Annotated in this window: 13 protein-coding genes; 7 read left to right on the top strand and 6 right to left on the bottom strand. The window is 47.3% G+C overall.

The window, feature by feature from the left end:
• Positions 1-20 precede the first annotated feature (20 nt).
• Positions 21-764 (top strand): tetratricopeptide repeat protein, encoded by a 744-nt coding sequence (locus tag D0S45_04770; protein ID TIH18533.1) that lies wholly within the window; start codon positions 21-23, stop codon positions 762-764.
• A gap of 14 nt (positions 765-778) precedes the next feature.
• On the opposite strand, the gene D0S45_04765 is transcribed toward D0S45_04770, so the two are convergent.
• The 6 genes from D0S45_04765 to D0S45_04740 all read right to left on the bottom strand — a co-directional run bounded on the left by D0S45_04765 (position 779) and on the right by D0S45_04740 (position 8,557).
• On the bottom strand, positions 779-2,725 hold the full coding sequence (locus tag D0S45_04765; GenBank protein TIH18532.1) for a pyruvate, phosphate dikinase: 1,947 nt from the start codon (positions 2,723-2,725) through the stop codon (positions 779-781).
• Between the two features lie 40 nt (positions 2,726-2,765).
• Positions 2,766-4,703, bottom strand: a complete 1,938-nt coding sequence (locus D0S45_04760; protein ID TIH18531.1) for a PAS domain S-box protein — start codon at positions 4,701-4,703, stop codon at positions 2,766-2,768.
• A 1-nt stretch (position 4,704) separates the two neighbouring features.
• Entirely contained in the window at positions 4,705-5,658 is a 954-nt protein-coding gene (locus D0S45_04755) for a phosphate/phosphite/phosphonate ABC transporter substrate-binding protein (protein TIH18530.1), read from the bottom strand.
• A 52-nt stretch (positions 5,659-5,710) separates the two neighbouring features.
• A complete protein-coding gene (locus D0S45_04750) occupies positions 5,711-6,337 on the bottom strand; it encodes a hypothetical protein (GenBank protein TIH18529.1) in 627 nt (208 codons plus the stop codon).
• Between the two features lie 117 nt (positions 6,338-6,454).
• Positions 6,455-7,615, bottom strand: a complete 1,161-nt coding sequence (locus tag D0S45_04745) for a sulfite exporter TauE/SafE family protein (GenBank protein TIH18528.1) — start codon at positions 7,613-7,615, stop codon at positions 6,455-6,457.
• A gap of 165 nt (positions 7,616-7,780) precedes the next feature.
• The gene (locus D0S45_04740; GenBank protein ID TIH18527.1) at positions 7,781-8,557 is read right to left on the bottom strand and encodes a hypothetical protein; all 777 of its coding nucleotides are present in this window, start codon (positions 8,555-8,557) and stop codon (positions 7,781-7,783) included.
• 431 nt (positions 8,558-8,988) lie between these two features.
• Between D0S45_04740 and D0S45_04735 the strand changes: the two genes are divergently transcribed.
• The 6 genes from D0S45_04735 to D0S45_04710 all read left to right on the top strand — a co-directional run bounded on the left by D0S45_04735 (position 8,989) and on the right by D0S45_04710 (position 14,711).
• Positions 8,989-9,405, top strand: a complete 417-nt coding sequence (locus D0S45_04735; GenBank protein ID TIH18526.1) for a MarR family transcriptional regulator — start codon at positions 8,989-8,991, stop codon at positions 9,403-9,405.
• A 10-nt stretch (positions 9,406-9,415) separates the two neighbouring features.
• Positions 9,416-9,751: a hypothetical protein gene (locus D0S45_04730; protein TIH18525.1), complete on the top strand. Its 336-nt coding sequence runs from the start codon at positions 9,416-9,418 to the stop codon at positions 9,749-9,751.
• Positions 9,752-9,821: 70 nt separating this feature from the next.
• Entirely contained in the window at positions 9,822-10,574 is a 753-nt protein-coding gene (locus tag D0S45_04725; protein ID TIH18524.1) for an N-acyl homoserine lactonase family protein, read from the top strand.
• A 386-nt stretch (positions 10,575-10,960) separates the two neighbouring features.
• Complete coding sequence (locus tag D0S45_04720) at positions 10,961-12,703, top strand: carbon starvation protein A (GenBank protein TIH18640.1); 1,743 nt, start codon at positions 10,961-10,963, stop codon at positions 12,701-12,703.
• A 300-nt stretch (positions 12,704-13,003) separates the two neighbouring features.
• Positions 13,004-13,924, top strand: coding sequence for a hypothetical protein (locus D0S45_04715; GenBank protein TIH18523.1), 921 nt, complete (start codon positions 13,004-13,006; stop codon positions 13,922-13,924).
• 169 nt (positions 13,925-14,093) lie between these two features.
• On the top strand, positions 14,094-14,711 hold the full coding sequence (locus D0S45_04710; protein ID TIH18522.1) for a hypothetical protein: 618 nt from the start codon (positions 14,094-14,096) through the stop codon (positions 14,709-14,711).
• Positions 14,712-14,814 lie beyond the last annotated feature (103 nt).

The following is a 14,814-nucleotide window of genomic DNA, read 5'->3' as shown; positions in this document are numbered from 1 at the left end:
GTAGATAAATAAGGCCGTTAATGAATAAAGTAGAAAGAATTATCTGGCTGGTTTGTGTTATTCTGACCCTGACCGCCATGGTTGGCATTATCGAGTGCCGGGCGGAAACGACTTCTCCTTCAGGTCTTGAATCCGAACTTTCTTGCGGAAGAATGGGGCAGGAGTTGATTGACCGTGGTGATTATGAACTTGCGGTCTCCAGTCTTGAACAAGGTTTGAAAAAACACCCCCGCTCGGACTGGTTGTACAGCCTGCTCGGGCGGGCTTATTTTAAAATGGGCGATCTTGAACAGGCTGAGGCCCAGTTCCGCATGGCACTCGATATTGACAAGAACAACCCGGCTGCAAAGCGCATGGTCTATGAAATGCGCAAAACACAGGATTTGCTTCGGGATCGTGATTTTTACGAGTGGATAAATATTGCCAAGGAAAGAGCCGCCGACCTTGTAACTTTGGTCCTAGGTGTATGGCTGGGTACTCTTCTTACCGGGATTTCTGGTCGTTTCTATTCTCATTTTGTGCGTACTAATTTCAAAAAGGCTCTTGCCAAGAAAGATTTTGATTATGTTACCGATATTTTAGAAGATTTGCATATTAAACGGGAGAAAGCCCAATTACGCATGCGGTTACGTGAGCTTCTTAAAGAATATGACCTTGAAGAGGCCAAGGAAATGATCATCGAGTACGTGGATGACCGCGAGATCGAAGATAAATTGGTCCATTTTCTGGTTCAGATTCATAAGAAGTCACGGGTGAAGGACTGAGTCTTCTTTAGTTTTTATCCCAATCCCGAAATAAACCGCGCTGCTACCTGATCTGCATTTTCTCCTTCCTTAACCACCGGATGATGGGTGCCGATATGGGCGATCAAGTGTCCCGTTGTTGCCAGAAGTTTTTGAATTTCCGGTTCCCTTCCTCCTGTGAATCTCGCTTCAATCATATCTCCCTGATGGTTCGTGCTGAACCCTTGCGACTTTAAGGTCGTACTAATAAACCGGATTCGCGCGATGCGTTGGTCCGGGCTTCCGCTGCCGCCTTTGAAGCGGAAATGGATGTGATTGGACTGGGCATCTGGGTCGCAGACTGCGTCCACTTCAGTCAGGTCTTTTTCTGATTTCAGGGTAATATTCATGTAGGTTCGCGAAAGGATTGCGTAGCCTTCAATGCTGTTGTCTCCATCCCAGCCCGGACGGTCCGCGCCGAGTCCGAACCAGAGAGCCCACATGGGGGCTGATTTGATGTCATCCGGTGAAATATCCATTTTCCCCGCAGCTGTGCTGAACAGGCCGTCCGCAAGGTTGAGTACGGTGATGCCGATGGGCTGTCGGGCTTTCAGGTATTTGGCTCCGTCAATTCCCAGTCCTTTCTTGCTGACCAGCGAGAACATTTCTTCAATACCTTTTTCATTGGCAAAGCGCACCAGATCATACATGGAGCGGCTTTTTTCCGGCAGGAACATTTCCGTATTGCGCGGGGAGATGTTCAGGTTGGCGATGTAGGAAAGGGCCTGTTTGATACGTACCGTCTCTTTTTCCCCTTGAAAAGGGTATGAGCGGGCGGAGGTGATCATTACCCGGTTACGCAGGTCGGTGATCCAGTGGCATTTTTGCGGCGTATCGAATAATTCCTCTGCTTTTTTACCCAGAGAGGCGATTGTTTTTGCCGAATGGGTGGAAAGCGGAGATTTTTCAGGGCGGGAAATTATCCGCATTTTTTCCCGTCTGGAAAGTAAGAACGGGGTTGTGGAGTTGTAGCTGAATATTGCTGAACATCCGCCTTCCCGGTCTTTAGGCGGTAGATCCGATGATTCATGCAGGGTTTCGATTACACCTGAATCATGAATGTCTTTAAAAGGCTGAATGATAACCGAGGCCGGACTTTCGCGGTCCGCATAACCGGATTCAATGCGGGCTTTGATGGATTCTGCTGAAAATTTACAGGTGACCGCTTTTTTCCATGCCTCAACAATATCCTGTGCCGGGACAGGGCTGATGGTGCACCAGCTTTCCGGCAGGGCGTAGAGGCTTCCTTCCGGGGTGGAGGATGCGGTCAGGGTCAGGTTACCGCTTCCGCGCGAGGTTTCCAGTGCCGCTATTTCAATCTCGGTGGTGATTGTTTCGGGCATTACCCCCTGCATGAAACGGTCTATGATGGTCCGGGAAATGATGTTCAGGTCGGTTATCCCGGTTGTTACCGCAGATTCCAGAATTTCATCAATGGCAATGCGCAGGTTGTTGGCTTCAATGAAGTAATTGTAAACATCAGAGCCGATGACCATGCCGTCCAGAACTGGTACGCCAGCCTGTTTCAGTCTTGCGAGGTCCGCAGCGCAGGCTCCGGCCTTGAATTCGTAATCAATGGCGTCATCAAGAGCAAAAGTGAACGGCTTTGAAATTTCAGGATCGGGTACGGTTACAGCCATGCGTACATAAAAGTTGATCTTGTTATAATAGTCCATGATATCCATGAACCGCACCGGGTTCATGTCCTGAAGGTGTTCAAGCATGGTTCGGATATTGATGCCCAGATCGGCGGCCTGTTTTTCTACATAGGCCCAGTCGGTAACGGTCAGCCCGAAACCGATATCTTCGATGTGCGAGATGGATTTAAGGCACCGCTCTTCCAGTTCCATTAACTTTTTAAAAGAGTTGTACCTGCGTCTGAGTAATCGCCCGGGGGGGAAAGTCTCGTAAGTCCAGTGGCTGAATACGTGTCGGAATTTCATAATAAGGAACTATATCACAATAGGTTCGGATTAATAAACCCTAAGCTGGTTCTTCTTCTGATAGATCGTCGAGCGGCAGAGTCACTTCAAACATGGTGCCGGGACCAGCATTTTCCGGCAGCTCGAGAGTGCGGCGTAAGGAACGTGGTAGAGGGCTGACGGCTTTGATCGTTCCGCCGTGGTCTTTGATAATACCGAAGGAAACGGAAAGACCCAGCCCGGTTCCTTTACCCACAGGTTTTGTGGAGTAGAAGGGGTCGAAGATGGCATTGATGTTTTTGGGTTCAACTCCGTGTCCGGTGTCAGCAAAGACGGCGGTAATGGTCATTGTTTCAGTATCAAGTTGGGTTGAAATGTGGATGCGTCCTTTCTCATCAATGGCTTCCAATGCGTTGGAAAGCAGATTCAGCCAAACTTGTTTTAGCTTTTCAGGGTCGCCGTGGATGATGGGGAATCGATCATCAAGTTCTGTCGATATTTCAACCTGTTCCAGCTTGAAAGTGTGACTGACCAACTGCACAACTTCCAGAATGGAGTTGTTGAAGCACATGGTTATTTTTTCACTTTCATTCTGGCGTGAAAAACCCAGCAGGTCAGCAACAATCTTGCGGCAAACGCGGGCTTGTTTTTCAATAATTTCAATGTCTTTAGATATCTGTTCGTCAGGGTTGAGATCTTCCTGAAGTAACTGGGCGTAACCGAGGATTATTCCCAGTGGAGTGTTGATCTCGTGGGCCACGCCACCTGCCAGTTTACCGATTGATTCCATTTTCTGGGACTGAATAAGCTGGGCCTGATACCCTTTAAGTTCAGTTATTTCACGGGAAGTGGAAAGTACTCCGATGATGTTGTTGTTCTGGCCATGGACCGGAACGCGGATAGTATGAAACCAGCGGGCCGGGTGTTCGTCTGTTTCCGGTTCGCGTGTTTCCTTATTTACTGTTTTTCCGGTTTTAAGGATCATGCGTGCTTCCTCCATGCGGGTGGAAGCTGTTTCGGATGGATATAACTCTTCGTCGGTCAGGCCGATGATTTCGTCCTCTGTATGGCCTAAATGTTTGGCATAGGTCCTGTTTACCGCGAGATAAGTTAACTGCGGGCCCAGTAAGGATACGAAATCCGGGGAGACGTTGATGATGGTCTTGAGCAATTCTTTCTGGCGGGTCAGGTCCGCCTCGGTAATCTGGAGGTCTTCAATGTGACAGGCAAGGCTCATGCCCATGGCATCAAAAGTATTGCTCAGTTCTTGGATCTCATCACCTTTAAGAGGATGAGTGATGGCTCGTTTAAATCTGTCGGTGAATTTCTCGTTTTTGTTCTCTTCTTTGCGCAGGCTAGGTCCCAGATGGGTGGTCACAATGTCTTCGGCATGTTTTTGCAGAGAGCCGAGACGGAAGGTTAAGTGCCTGGCAAACTGAGTAGATATTAGCACCGCAAGCAATAAAACCGCTCCGGTGAGGGCGAAAATGGCGAAGATCAGATTTTGGACTACGGCTTGGATTCCGCCCCGCGAAAGGCCGACACGAACGGTCCCCAGTTTTTTGTCATTGAGGAAAATAGGTGCGGCAAAGTCAAATATACGTTTTTTGCCGGTATTAATGGTGACTATGCTGATTTTGTTGTTTTCGCTCTGATTAGCGTCCTTAAGCTGGACCGGAAAACCATCGCTGAAAGTGTTGGCGAGGACCCGGTTCTGATCATCCATGATAAAAGCGTAAACGATTTCATCATCGGCTTTTTTCAGCTCGTTGACCATGGACCCCAGATTGAGCAGGTCCACTGAAAGTAGAGGGTTTTCCGCGCGTAGGGCCAGATTACCGGCCAGAACTTCACCCCGTTTGCGGGATTGCTCAATGAGCGCGTCCGAGGACATGCGGATAACGAAAATTGCAATGATCAGTGAGGTGAAGGCAACAATTAAGGTTATTCCAAGATTGATTTTTGTCCGGAATCTCAGCCGGGAGAAAATTTCAGTCATTTCAGCCTCCCTGTTGTCCGTAATCAATGTTCAGTCCAAGCTCTTTGGTGAGCCTTCTTACCGCATCGTAGTCACTATCTTGGGCGGGAAGAATTCCTCTCATGCCCGCCTGATACAGAATGGCGGCCTGTTCCGGGTTCTCCATGGACATGCGGAACATGCAGTATTTAATTTTATTAACAACATTTTCTGAGAGCCCTTTACGTGCGGCGTAGACCCAGCCGGGGAAAGGTTCGGTTTCAGCAACAATCCTGATCTTATCGATATTTATTTTGTCGCGGACAACATTGAGAGTTCCTTCCCGGATTGAAGCAAAGTCATATTTACCCGCGTATACCGCAAGCACGGCCTTTTCCTGCTTACCTCCCGGTCCGGGGGCAAATGAAATTTCCTTGAAGTCCGATTCCTTGATCCCATGTTTGAGAAACAAGCCCAGCGGAAAGAGATAACCGCCTGCGGAAAGTGGATCTACTGCGATCCATGTTTTACCGATGCAGTCTTCAAGCCTTGTTATGGCCCGGTTATCTTTGCGGGTGATGATTTGGCCCCTGAAGGTAGGACTGCCGGAAGGTTCGATGATCCGGGCAAAGGCTCGTGCACCGTTTTTGGCAATGCTGACGTAGGTCATGGGGTTGGAGAATGAAATGTCAATTTCGCCATTTTCCACCATGCGGCGGTGTTCCTCAAAGGTATCCGGGAAGACCTGCCGGATTGTGAAGCCGGATTCGCGGGAAAGGTAATCAATAAGTTTACTGTGTCTCAGGTATGAAACCCGGTGTGAATATTGAGGCAGGTAGGCGTATGTAATGGCCGGACGCGGCTCGGGTACACGTACTTCTTCGCGGATGGACATATCCACACGTACAATTTTTCCCTCTGGTTGTGATCCGAAGAAATAAATTGCTGCTCCGGCTAACAGGAGTATGGCCGGAAGGGTATATTTTAGTTTGAACATGAATTCTCCGCTGTGAGGGGCGCGTTTTTCCCGGAGAGAATTCAGTTCATGATTAGGCCTTGCTTTCAAGACTGTTGCCGTCAACAGTTTCCTTGTTTTTTTCAGGAATCTGCGCAAGTTCGTTCCATGATGTCATCTCACCTGCTTTTTTTGCGTCTTCCGCTCTCAGGTCATCTATCTTTTTGAGTACAGGTATGTATGGTTTTATTTTAGAGAAACCGTAGCGTACAATAATATATGATAAAATAAAAACAAAAGGATAGCCGAGAGAAAATTCGGTAAAGGGGACGGTGTGGATGGTGATACCTGTGAATCTGGATTGCAGCCAAGCCATGGCAAAAGGAACAGGCCAGAGGGAAACCGCAAAAAGTGCGGCATGGGAAAAGAACACTTTCCCGAAATATTCATTGGCCCATTTGTTAGCGGACTTGAAGGTGTCCTTTTGCTTATGGCGAATTGCTTCAATGGAAATATTGTTCATGCGGGTCATCTTGCGGTTCAAGTCTGTGTAGTATTCCCTGTTCCAGATATAAATCAGGCTCATGGAGATTTCTCCGGCAATAGTACACCACAAAGCGACAACCGCAGTGCCGATCCAAAAAGCAGCAAGAGCAGGCAAACCAATGCGGTAGGGTGCGATAAGCAGTGAATCTATTACCGGATATATTGACTCAAACATAATTAAAACCTCATTTTAAAATACGAAGTGGCGAAGCCAAATAAAAGGTTTTGAAAGGGGAGTCCAGAGGGGAAAACTTTTGTAAAAGTTTTCCCCTCTGGACGTCGGAGACAATTCTTAGAACGGAGGCAGCAGGCTGTAGCCGAGGAATCCCTTGGACGAGTAACGGATACCTACGTACAGAGCCAGTACGACGAAGAGTCGCTTGAGCCATACGTCCGGGATGTACTTGGAAGTACGGGGGCCGATGAAGGAACCCACGAGGATACCGAGCAGTTCCACGCCGATGAGCGGCCAGAATACCGGAGTATCTTTAACAACCATGTAGGTGAAGACGGAGGTGGTCATACCTACGAGTACAGCCAGTGCGGAAGTACCTGCAACAAGGTACATGGGCAGGCCTGCAACACTGGTCAGGAAAGGAACGAGCAAGAAGCCGCCGCCAACACCGAGGAAGGATGCGAGTGCTGCGATGATGAAACCACCAACAACCGGAATCAGAGGGTTGAAGGAAAATTCAACACCGTAGAAGGTGAAGATGCATTTGCTCAGAGAGAAGCTGACAACTTTAACACCCATTGCTGCGGTATCAACCTGTGCACCTTCTTTTTCATCTTTGATGGAAGCTTCGAAAGCCTTTGCTGCTTCTTTAGCCTGCTTTTTGCCAGCCTGTCCTTTGGGAGTGGTTTCGTAGAACAGGTAGCAGCCCAAAGCGAGAACAAAGAGACCGAAGAATCCGATATAGGATTTCAGGGAAACTTTACCAGCGGTGAGCCAGGGTACGAGATAGGAACCGGCAATGGAACCTGCGGCAAGGCAAAGACCCAACGGCAGAACCAGACGGCCCATCTTGTAGTAGTTAAAGGAGGACATCGCCGCGGAAGTACCAACCAGCCACTGGTTAGATACGCGGATGGAGTCGGTTACCAGCTTGTTCATGACCGGAGAGGTCTTTTTGAAGGTAGAAGCATAGTTACCGAAACCGAAAATGGTGATGTGACCAACACCGGCCATGATGCCGCCGAATGCGCCGACTGTAGAGAAAATCCAACCAACCCAGATCGCCCATGCAAAGCCGATTACGAGGTTAACGCTGGGGCCGCCGGGGATTCCGAGGAAGCCGGGAGCGAGTTCTGTGTTGATTTGGCCTGCTTCAGCACCCTTGGGGGTTGCGCTGATAGCATCTGCCAGACGGTCTGCAAAGGCAGGCTGGATGTAAGCCACCACTGCCAGTGCCGCGAGAGCCATGATCAAAAGGCTTTTGCGTGATTTAAACATAGTGTATCTCCTTGATCGAAAGTTGGTTTTGCTGTGTCTGTTTTCTGCTTCCATCCCGGCTGTTGCAGCAGCCGGAGACCCTGTCAGATTCAGATTTAACAGGAACAGCGCCTTCATTCCTATTTGTACAATTCCCGGACATTGTCGTGTCCGGGAATTGTTTTTTTATTTCTTTTCTTTCTTGAAAATAATCAGCGGACAGTTCTTGCAGATATCCTGACCGGGGAAGCCGTCGCCGGGTTTGGTGATGGCGGAGCTTGCCAGTTCAATACGGTCACAGAGTCTCTGTACAACTTTTTTGAACTTTTTGCCGGGGATCATGACGTTAATTTCGCCACGCTCGGTTTTACCTGCATTGTAGCTACCGGAACATGCAGGAACCATGTTGAATTCCTGTTCCATGTAGGAAAATACGTTACCTGCACAGGCGGAGGAGTTCATGGTGATGTTCGGGCGGATGGGGTGGGTGTCAGTTGCTGCTGCGTAATCAACTGCAAGGTGGTAGGCCTGCATGTTGTCGCAATAGAAGTGAACGGTATCAGGCTCAAAAATTCCATCAATGGAACCGAGAGGAGCAACGGCAATGCCGAGCAGTCCTTCGGGAAGGCGGGGTTTGCTTTTTACGAATTTTTCGGCCTGCTCCATGTCTACAACATATTTAGCATGGCCTTTGATTTCGTTCTCATCCAGTTCCTTCCACGCAAAAGCGTAGACAGCATTACCGCATCCAAGTCCATCACGGTCGGAGTAAACGGTCTGACCTTTCATACGCGCAGCGATTTCCCACTGGCAGAAAGTCATGGCTTTAAGGGGAACGTGGAATTCTGCATTTTCTTTGAAGTGGTCAACTTCAGCCTGATCGAAGAAATATTTAACGGCTACAGGGTAATGATAAAGTCTCATTTCCTTCATCAGCAGTTCTTGCATCTCTTTGTAAGTCATGGCGACCTCCTCGGTTCCTTTATTAGGTTAAAATAATTGTGCTATGGTTTTTCGTTGGTTTTTCAACTTACACCTTTTTATGGGTCTGTGAAAAAAGAGACAATCTTTTTTGGGATAAAGAAAAAAATAACTTTTTTTCACATTTAATGCTCTATGATTTCCTCTGAAAAGCACCAAGTTGTGTGAAATAAATCACAACCATTTATGCAATCTGTTTTATTTTAGTCAGTTATGTGTGTTTATCTCGTTTTGATCTAATTTGTGTTGAGCCCATTTTTGTTGCGAAATAAGCTCAATCAACGATGTTTGTTTATCTTTTCACGTTTCACTGATCGGCAGGGAGTGGGCCGCTGTTTTAGAAAATTAGTTGACAGGGAAACCATATTGAGAGATTTTGAAATTAGTTGACTAGGAAACTAAATGGAGAAGTGATGTCCAACGCAAATAGAATGGTGATTGAATTGCTCCGCCTGGGGGCTTACCTACAGCGGGAGGGGGGGCGTATTACACGTGAATTCGGGCTGGCGCAGCAGCAGTTTGTGGTGCTGGTAGCTATTAAAGAGCAGGGGCCTGTTTCGCAAAAAGCGATTCTCTCGGACCTTCTTTACGAGAAATCCAACGTATCAAAATCAATTTCGCGTCTTTCCGCTCTTGGACTGATCCAGACTTCCAGATCCGAGAAGGACTCCCGTGTTGTTCTGTGTGAGGTTACAGACGAAGGACGGGAGATTGTTGAGCGGTGCATGATTATAATGAAGGCTTCAAATGAAAAATGGCTGCAACATATTCCTGAAGATGAACTGGAGCAGGTGGTGAAGGTTCTAAGCACCATCCGCCCCACGGACTAAAGGAGGACTTATGAAATGGTTTTTCTTGGTTTTTCTGGTGATGTTTTCAGTAACCCCGGCGTTTGGAGGCGATATGGAAAAGAATTCAAAGGGAACGTTTGTCTACTATTATTTAATGAAGGGTAGCCCGGAGGCGATAGGCAAGGCTGTACCTGAGCACGTTGAGTACTGGACGTCCTTGAAGTTGAGTGGATATCAGGGCGGACCTTTTGCGGATCATTCCGGAGGCATGATTATCTTTGAGGCTGAAGGTGAAACTTCGGCAGGTAAAATCGTAGGCGCTGATCCTTTTGTGATTGAGGGGTTCATCTCTGAGTCACGGTTAAAGGAATGGATACTGAAGTAAATCAGTGCTATGTTGCAGCCTATTAAGTGTATAAAGCCGCTGGCGGGTGGCAGTCCGTACTGGAGGAAATATGTCCAAATATAAAATTCATCCCATTGTTATGGGAACCAAACGATTCGACAAAGGTATGATGACCTATCAGCATGATTACGGTCAGCCTTACATTATTCCCATTTACTGCTGGTATCTGGAAGGTGGGGATAAAAAGATTCTGGTAGATACCGGTGAAATGCAGCCTATCATTTCAGATGACCGCGAAGCTGATCTGGGTGGCAAAATTTATACTTTTGAAGATGGGCTGGCGAAGTACGGGCTCAAGCCTGAAGATATCGATATCGTCATTCATACCCATCTACACAACGACCATTGCGAGAATGATTACAAGTGCGTGAATGCTAAATTTTACGTGCATCGCAAAGAGCTTGATCATGTTCATGATCCGCATCCGCTGGATTTCCGTTATCTGGAGGATTACGTCGAAGACGTGGAAGACGCCGGGCAGGTGGTCGCTGTTGACGGCGATTACGAAGTTGTGCCCGGTATCCGCATGATGCATACCCCGGCCCACACACCGGGAGGTATGACTATCCTAATTGATACTGAGGGTGGTCTTGCTGCCATTACCGGATTCTGCGTAATCATGGAGAATTTTAATCCTCCGCCGGAAGTACGGGGCATGGAAATGGAAGTGATTCCTCCGGGAACTTCGGTCAATACTTATGAAGCCTACAACATCATGCTCAAGGTTAAAGAGCTGGCGGATATCCTGATCCCGTTGCATGAGCCTGTCTTTGCTAAAATGGACGTGGTGGAGGGAACTTAAGCATACTTTCGGAATAAATTCACAATTAATTTGCACTGCTATTATTTGCGGAAAAACGATTTTCGGTGACAGTGTTGCAGGTGAAACGTTTAATCCCGGTGGTGTTATTTTGAATTGTGAAATTGTAAGCTGTTGTTGTTACGGATTATTTAATAGTGAACTGGTAATTTGGGCTGAAATAATTTAGGTAGAAATACCTTAAATTATTATGAGTACCCACTGCTGTCCCGAGGGGGCCGTATTCAGTGTTCTTAATTGTGTTGCTTCAAGGCAACGGGCGGGCTGAATTCGGAACGGGTGTAAACACAGGGGGCTTGTAGAAGTGTGTGGTTGCGGAAAGTTTTAAGCTTTCCCGTTTGTATCAGTTTTTTACTGGAGGTGTTGAGGTGAACTCACTTATTGTCGCCGTTCTTTGCTTTGTGGGGTATATTGTTGCGTACCATACCTACGGCAAATTCTTGGCAAAAAAGATTTTTCAGGTTGATGAGAGCAAGGTTTGTCCCAGTTGCGAATTTGAGGATGGAAAAGACTTTGTTCCTACCAAAAAAGAAGTGCTTTTCGGGCACCATTTTACTTCCATTGCCGGACTTGGACCTATTGTCGGTCCTGCAATTGCCATTATCTGGGGTTGGGTACCTGCCGTACTCTGGGTTTTCTTTGGTGCTATTTTCATGGGCGCGGTGCATGACTTCGGTTCACTCGTAGTCAGCCTGCGCAATCAGGGCCGCTCTGTGGGTGACCTTGCTGCCGGACTGCTTAACCATCGCGTGCGTTCACTGTTCCTGATCATCATTTTCTTTGAATTGCTGATCGTTATTGCCGTTTTCGCGCTGGTTATTGCTATCCTTTTTAATATGTACCCCGCAGCAGTCATTCCTGTTTGGAGTGAGGTGCCCATCGCTATCGGACTGGGCTGGCTCATGTACAAGAAAGGTGCGAACCACACTGTCTGGTCCATCCTTGCTCTGCTGGCAATGTACGCATTTGTTGTGGTCGGTGTTTACCTGCCCTTCAAGATGCCCGCCATCGCAGGCATGAACCCCATCGTAGTCTGGACTGTGATCATGCTGATCTACGCATTTATCGCATCCATTCTTCCGGTTACCACGCTGTTGCAGCCTCGTGACTACATCAACGGTCACCAGCTTTTCGTAGCACTTATCCTGCTGGTAATCGGTGCTGTTGTGGCTCATCCCACATTTGTGGCTCCGGCCCTGGACCTTGCTCCGCAAGGTGCTCCGCCGATGTTGCCATTCTTGTTTGTTATCATCGCCTGCGGTGCGATTTCAGGTTTTCACTCGCTAGTAAGTTCCGGTACTTCCGCCAAACAGTGCGAAACCGAGCGCGATTCTCGCATGATCGGTTACGGTTCCATGCTTATGGAAGCTGCTCTGTCTATTCTCGTTATCGTTGCTGTCGGTGCCGGTATCGGTCTGGGTAAACATACTGCTGACGGTCAGATCCTGACCGGAGCCGCCGCCTTCACTAACCACTACGCATCATGGGCTTCCGCTGCCGGACTCGGCGCCAAGCTCGGTGCGTTTGTTGAAGGTTCCGCAAACCTTATGGCCAGCTACGGCATCCCCGGCAATATCGCCCTTGCAATCATGGGCGTATTTCTGGTCAGCTTCGCAGCCACCACCCTTGATAGTGCAACCCGTATTCAGCGTTACGTTGTAGGCGAACTGGCACAGGCTTACAAAATGCCTGCTCTGTCCGGCGCAATTCCAGCAACTCTGATTGCGGTAGGTACCGCTGCTGTGCTTTGCTTTAACGGTGGTTTCTCCATTACCGCATTGAAGCAGGGAGCACTGTCTCTCTGGCCTTTGTTCGGTACCGTAAACCAGCTGTTGGCCGCATTGGCACTGCTGATCATTACCGTTTACCTTGCCCGCAAGAAGGTTAAAGCTGTCTACACCGGTATCCCCATGGTCTTCATGATCGCCATGACCGGTTGGGCTATGGTCTACAACCTCCAGAAATTCTACACAGGCGGCAAATGGCTGCTCTTCGTAGTCGGTCTGATCGTCTTCGTACTCGAAATCTGGATGATCGCTGAAACCTATCTCATCATGAAGAAGGTTTACGGCGGAGAAGATGACGCGCAAGGAGCGACTGAAAACGCCTAGCATTTAGTTCCAGCGCATAATTGAATGAAGAAGCCCCCGGCAGCCTGATGGTTGTCGGGGGTGTTTTTGTTTTGGTATTTTTCGTCATATAGACGGTTCTCGCTTTGTTTGTAAAAAAACAGTTTTTAACTTGTGATTAAGTTTTTCTATGTGATATTGTGATATAAATTTATGATTGGAATGTTTATAAGTTGTTACTAAATAGCCCAGGTCTGGGTGGTGCAGTCTAGAGAGTCCTAAAAATATCAGGGCCGATTCCAAAAAGCCGGATGAATAGGAGTAAACCAGAGGAGGTATTTAATGACTTGTATTTCAGGTTCGGTTCAGGATGTTATAGTGAGTACTGCCTCAGCAAGAGATTCTATCATGGAATTGGAGAATCAGCTTGTTGATTCTGCTGCTGATACTAAGAAGGCGTTTTATTCACTGATTGACAGTCACTTGCAGGATGCTGGGATTGGTGATGCCACTGAAGTAGAATATAATTCGGCCATTAAGGTGGAGTATACGAGTGAATTCAGCTTGGCCAAAATTGCAGGTGTCGTGACCTCTTCTCTGAAAGCTCTCATGATAAGTATTGCTCTGTCTGCAGGATATCCTGTGACAACCCCTGCGGCAATTGCCGCTTATGTTGATGTCGTCAACGCAGTTGCAGAAGCAGCCAAATCCTCATCGAACGCTGCGGCCAGTCTTTCATTTTCAATGAACAGGCTTTCTAAGGGGATGTTCGCATTTCTATATGCAAGATCGGTTAGTATTAATGATGTGGATGTGTTTGGTTCTGAGGCCGTCACATCCACTGCCATCTATTACCGTTTTATGCAGAGTATTGATGCAATAAAGGTTAGTGCTAAATATGATGCGGCCATTATTGATGCGAATAATCTTTTGAAAATGAAGACACTGCAGGCGGCCCTTATTGATGATGTTGCAGAGGGAAAGTTGTCGCTTGAAGAATGGGTGAAAAAAGACACATTGTATTCAAAAGTGATTGACACTATTATGAAGCGGCTTGACGCTGCTGATTTCAGCAGGGTTCAACCCTTTAATCTTACGGCAGATCAGGGTTTTGGTAGGGTTCTGGTCCATTCATTTGACAAGGGGGCTTCCGCTGATCAGGTTCTGGTGGAAACTTCCATGAGAAAGTTGGCCTCTATGGGTAGCAAGTATGGAATTATTATAGAAACATCCCAAAAGCGGTTGGCTGAGACGTATTTTTAGGTCTCTTTAACTTTGTGATTATCTTTTTAGTTTTTGTGAAAGTGCAGTTCCCCCGGCAGCCTGATGGTTGTCGGGGGTGTTTTTTTGCTGTGCTGTGTACATATTTTTCATGAGGAGGTATAATCGTAACCGCTAGCGTCTAAATACTTTTTATACAAAGGAGAACCCCATGAAACTCCAAGACAGAGCCACAAATATAACCATTAATGAATCCGGGATTATCTGGAACTGGAATGCCAAGCACATTCTTGCGGATAAATTTAGGCTTATGGAGTTCATTAAAATGCTGCTGGCTGTTTTGGTGATGTTTACTGTTTTGATGGTCATTATCGTGGTTAGTGTTGATGGAGGGATGAGGGAAATTCAGACAGCACTTTATATTTCTGTTGCCGCTATTGGGGGATTCGCGGTGCTGATTTTTGTGGCTCTTGGCTTGGTGGGGCATGTCTTTAGTTACCAGTTCGGAGTGTCGGATAAGTCTGTTTATTCTCGGATGTTCACAGGAAAGATGAAAGATGCCGCATCAGCTATAGTCGTTCTGGCTGCCATAATGGAAACCCCCCAAGCCATGGGAGCGGGGATGCTGGCTAAATCTGATGAGTATATTGAAATCAGTTTTGCGGATATGAAGAAAGTGAGTTGGTATCCTGATGATTATGTCATAAAATTTAAGGGGCCGTGGTACAGCAAGCCTTTTTATATGGATTGTCCTCCTCAGCACTATGAGGAAATTGCAGCAAAAATTAGGTCCGGGCTTAAGAGTGTATATGAAAATGATTCTGAATAGGCTGATGGTGACTAAAAGCAGGGAGTGTAAAAAAAATCGGCAACCTACATAGTTGTCGAATGTTTTGTCTTTAAATTCAAAGGTATAACAATTCTTTACAATT

The sequence above is a fragment of the Marinifilum sp. JC120 genome, from assembly GCA_004923195.1.
Classification (GTDB): domain Bacteria; phylum Desulfobacterota; class Desulfovibrionia; order Desulfovibrionales; family Desulfovibrionaceae; genus Maridesulfovibrio.
Note: the sequence above shows the minus strand (reverse complement) of the source record. Positions and strands in the feature narration are given on the sequence as shown.

What these genes read in the sequence shown, in the direction of transcription:
- D0S45_04770 (TIH18533.1), top strand. Translation starts at nt 21, where the DNA reads ATGAATAAAGTAGAAAGAATTATCTGGCTGGTTTGTGTTATTCTGACC.
- D0S45_04765 (TIH18532.1), bottom strand. Translation starts at nt 2,725, where the DNA reads ATGAAATTCCGACACGTATTCAGCCACTGGACTTACGAGACTTTCCCC.
- D0S45_04760 (TIH18531.1), bottom strand. Translation starts at nt 4,703, where the DNA reads ATGACTGAAATTTTCTCCCGGCTGAGATTCCGGACAAAAATCAATCTT.
- D0S45_04755 (TIH18530.1), bottom strand. Translation starts at nt 5,658, where the DNA reads ATGTTCAAACTAAAATATACCCTTCCGGCCATACTCCTGTTAGCCGGA.
- D0S45_04750 (TIH18529.1), bottom strand. Translation starts at nt 6,337, where the DNA reads ATGTTTGAGTCAATATATCCGGTAATAGATTCACTGCTTATCGCACCC.
- D0S45_04745 (TIH18528.1), bottom strand. Translation starts at nt 7,615, where the DNA reads ATGTTTAAATCACGCAAAAGCCTTTTGATCATGGCTCTCGCGGCACTG.
- D0S45_04740 (TIH18527.1), bottom strand. Translation starts at nt 8,557, where the DNA reads ATGACTTACAAAGAGATGCAAGAACTGCTGATGAAGGAAATGAGACTT.
- D0S45_04735 (TIH18526.1), top strand. Translation starts at nt 8,989, where the DNA reads ATGTCCAACGCAAATAGAATGGTGATTGAATTGCTCCGCCTGGGGGCT.
- D0S45_04730 (TIH18525.1), top strand. Translation starts at nt 9,416, where the DNA reads ATGAAATGGTTTTTCTTGGTTTTTCTGGTGATGTTTTCAGTAACCCCG.
- D0S45_04725 (TIH18524.1), top strand. Translation starts at nt 9,822, where the DNA reads ATGTCCAAATATAAAATTCATCCCATTGTTATGGGAACCAAACGATTC.
- D0S45_04715 (TIH18523.1), top strand. Translation starts at nt 13,004, where the DNA reads ATGACTTGTATTTCAGGTTCGGTTCAGGATGTTATAGTGAGTACTGCC.
- D0S45_04710 (TIH18522.1), top strand. Translation starts at nt 14,094, where the DNA reads ATGAAACTCCAAGACAGAGCCACAAATATAACCATTAATGAATCCGGG.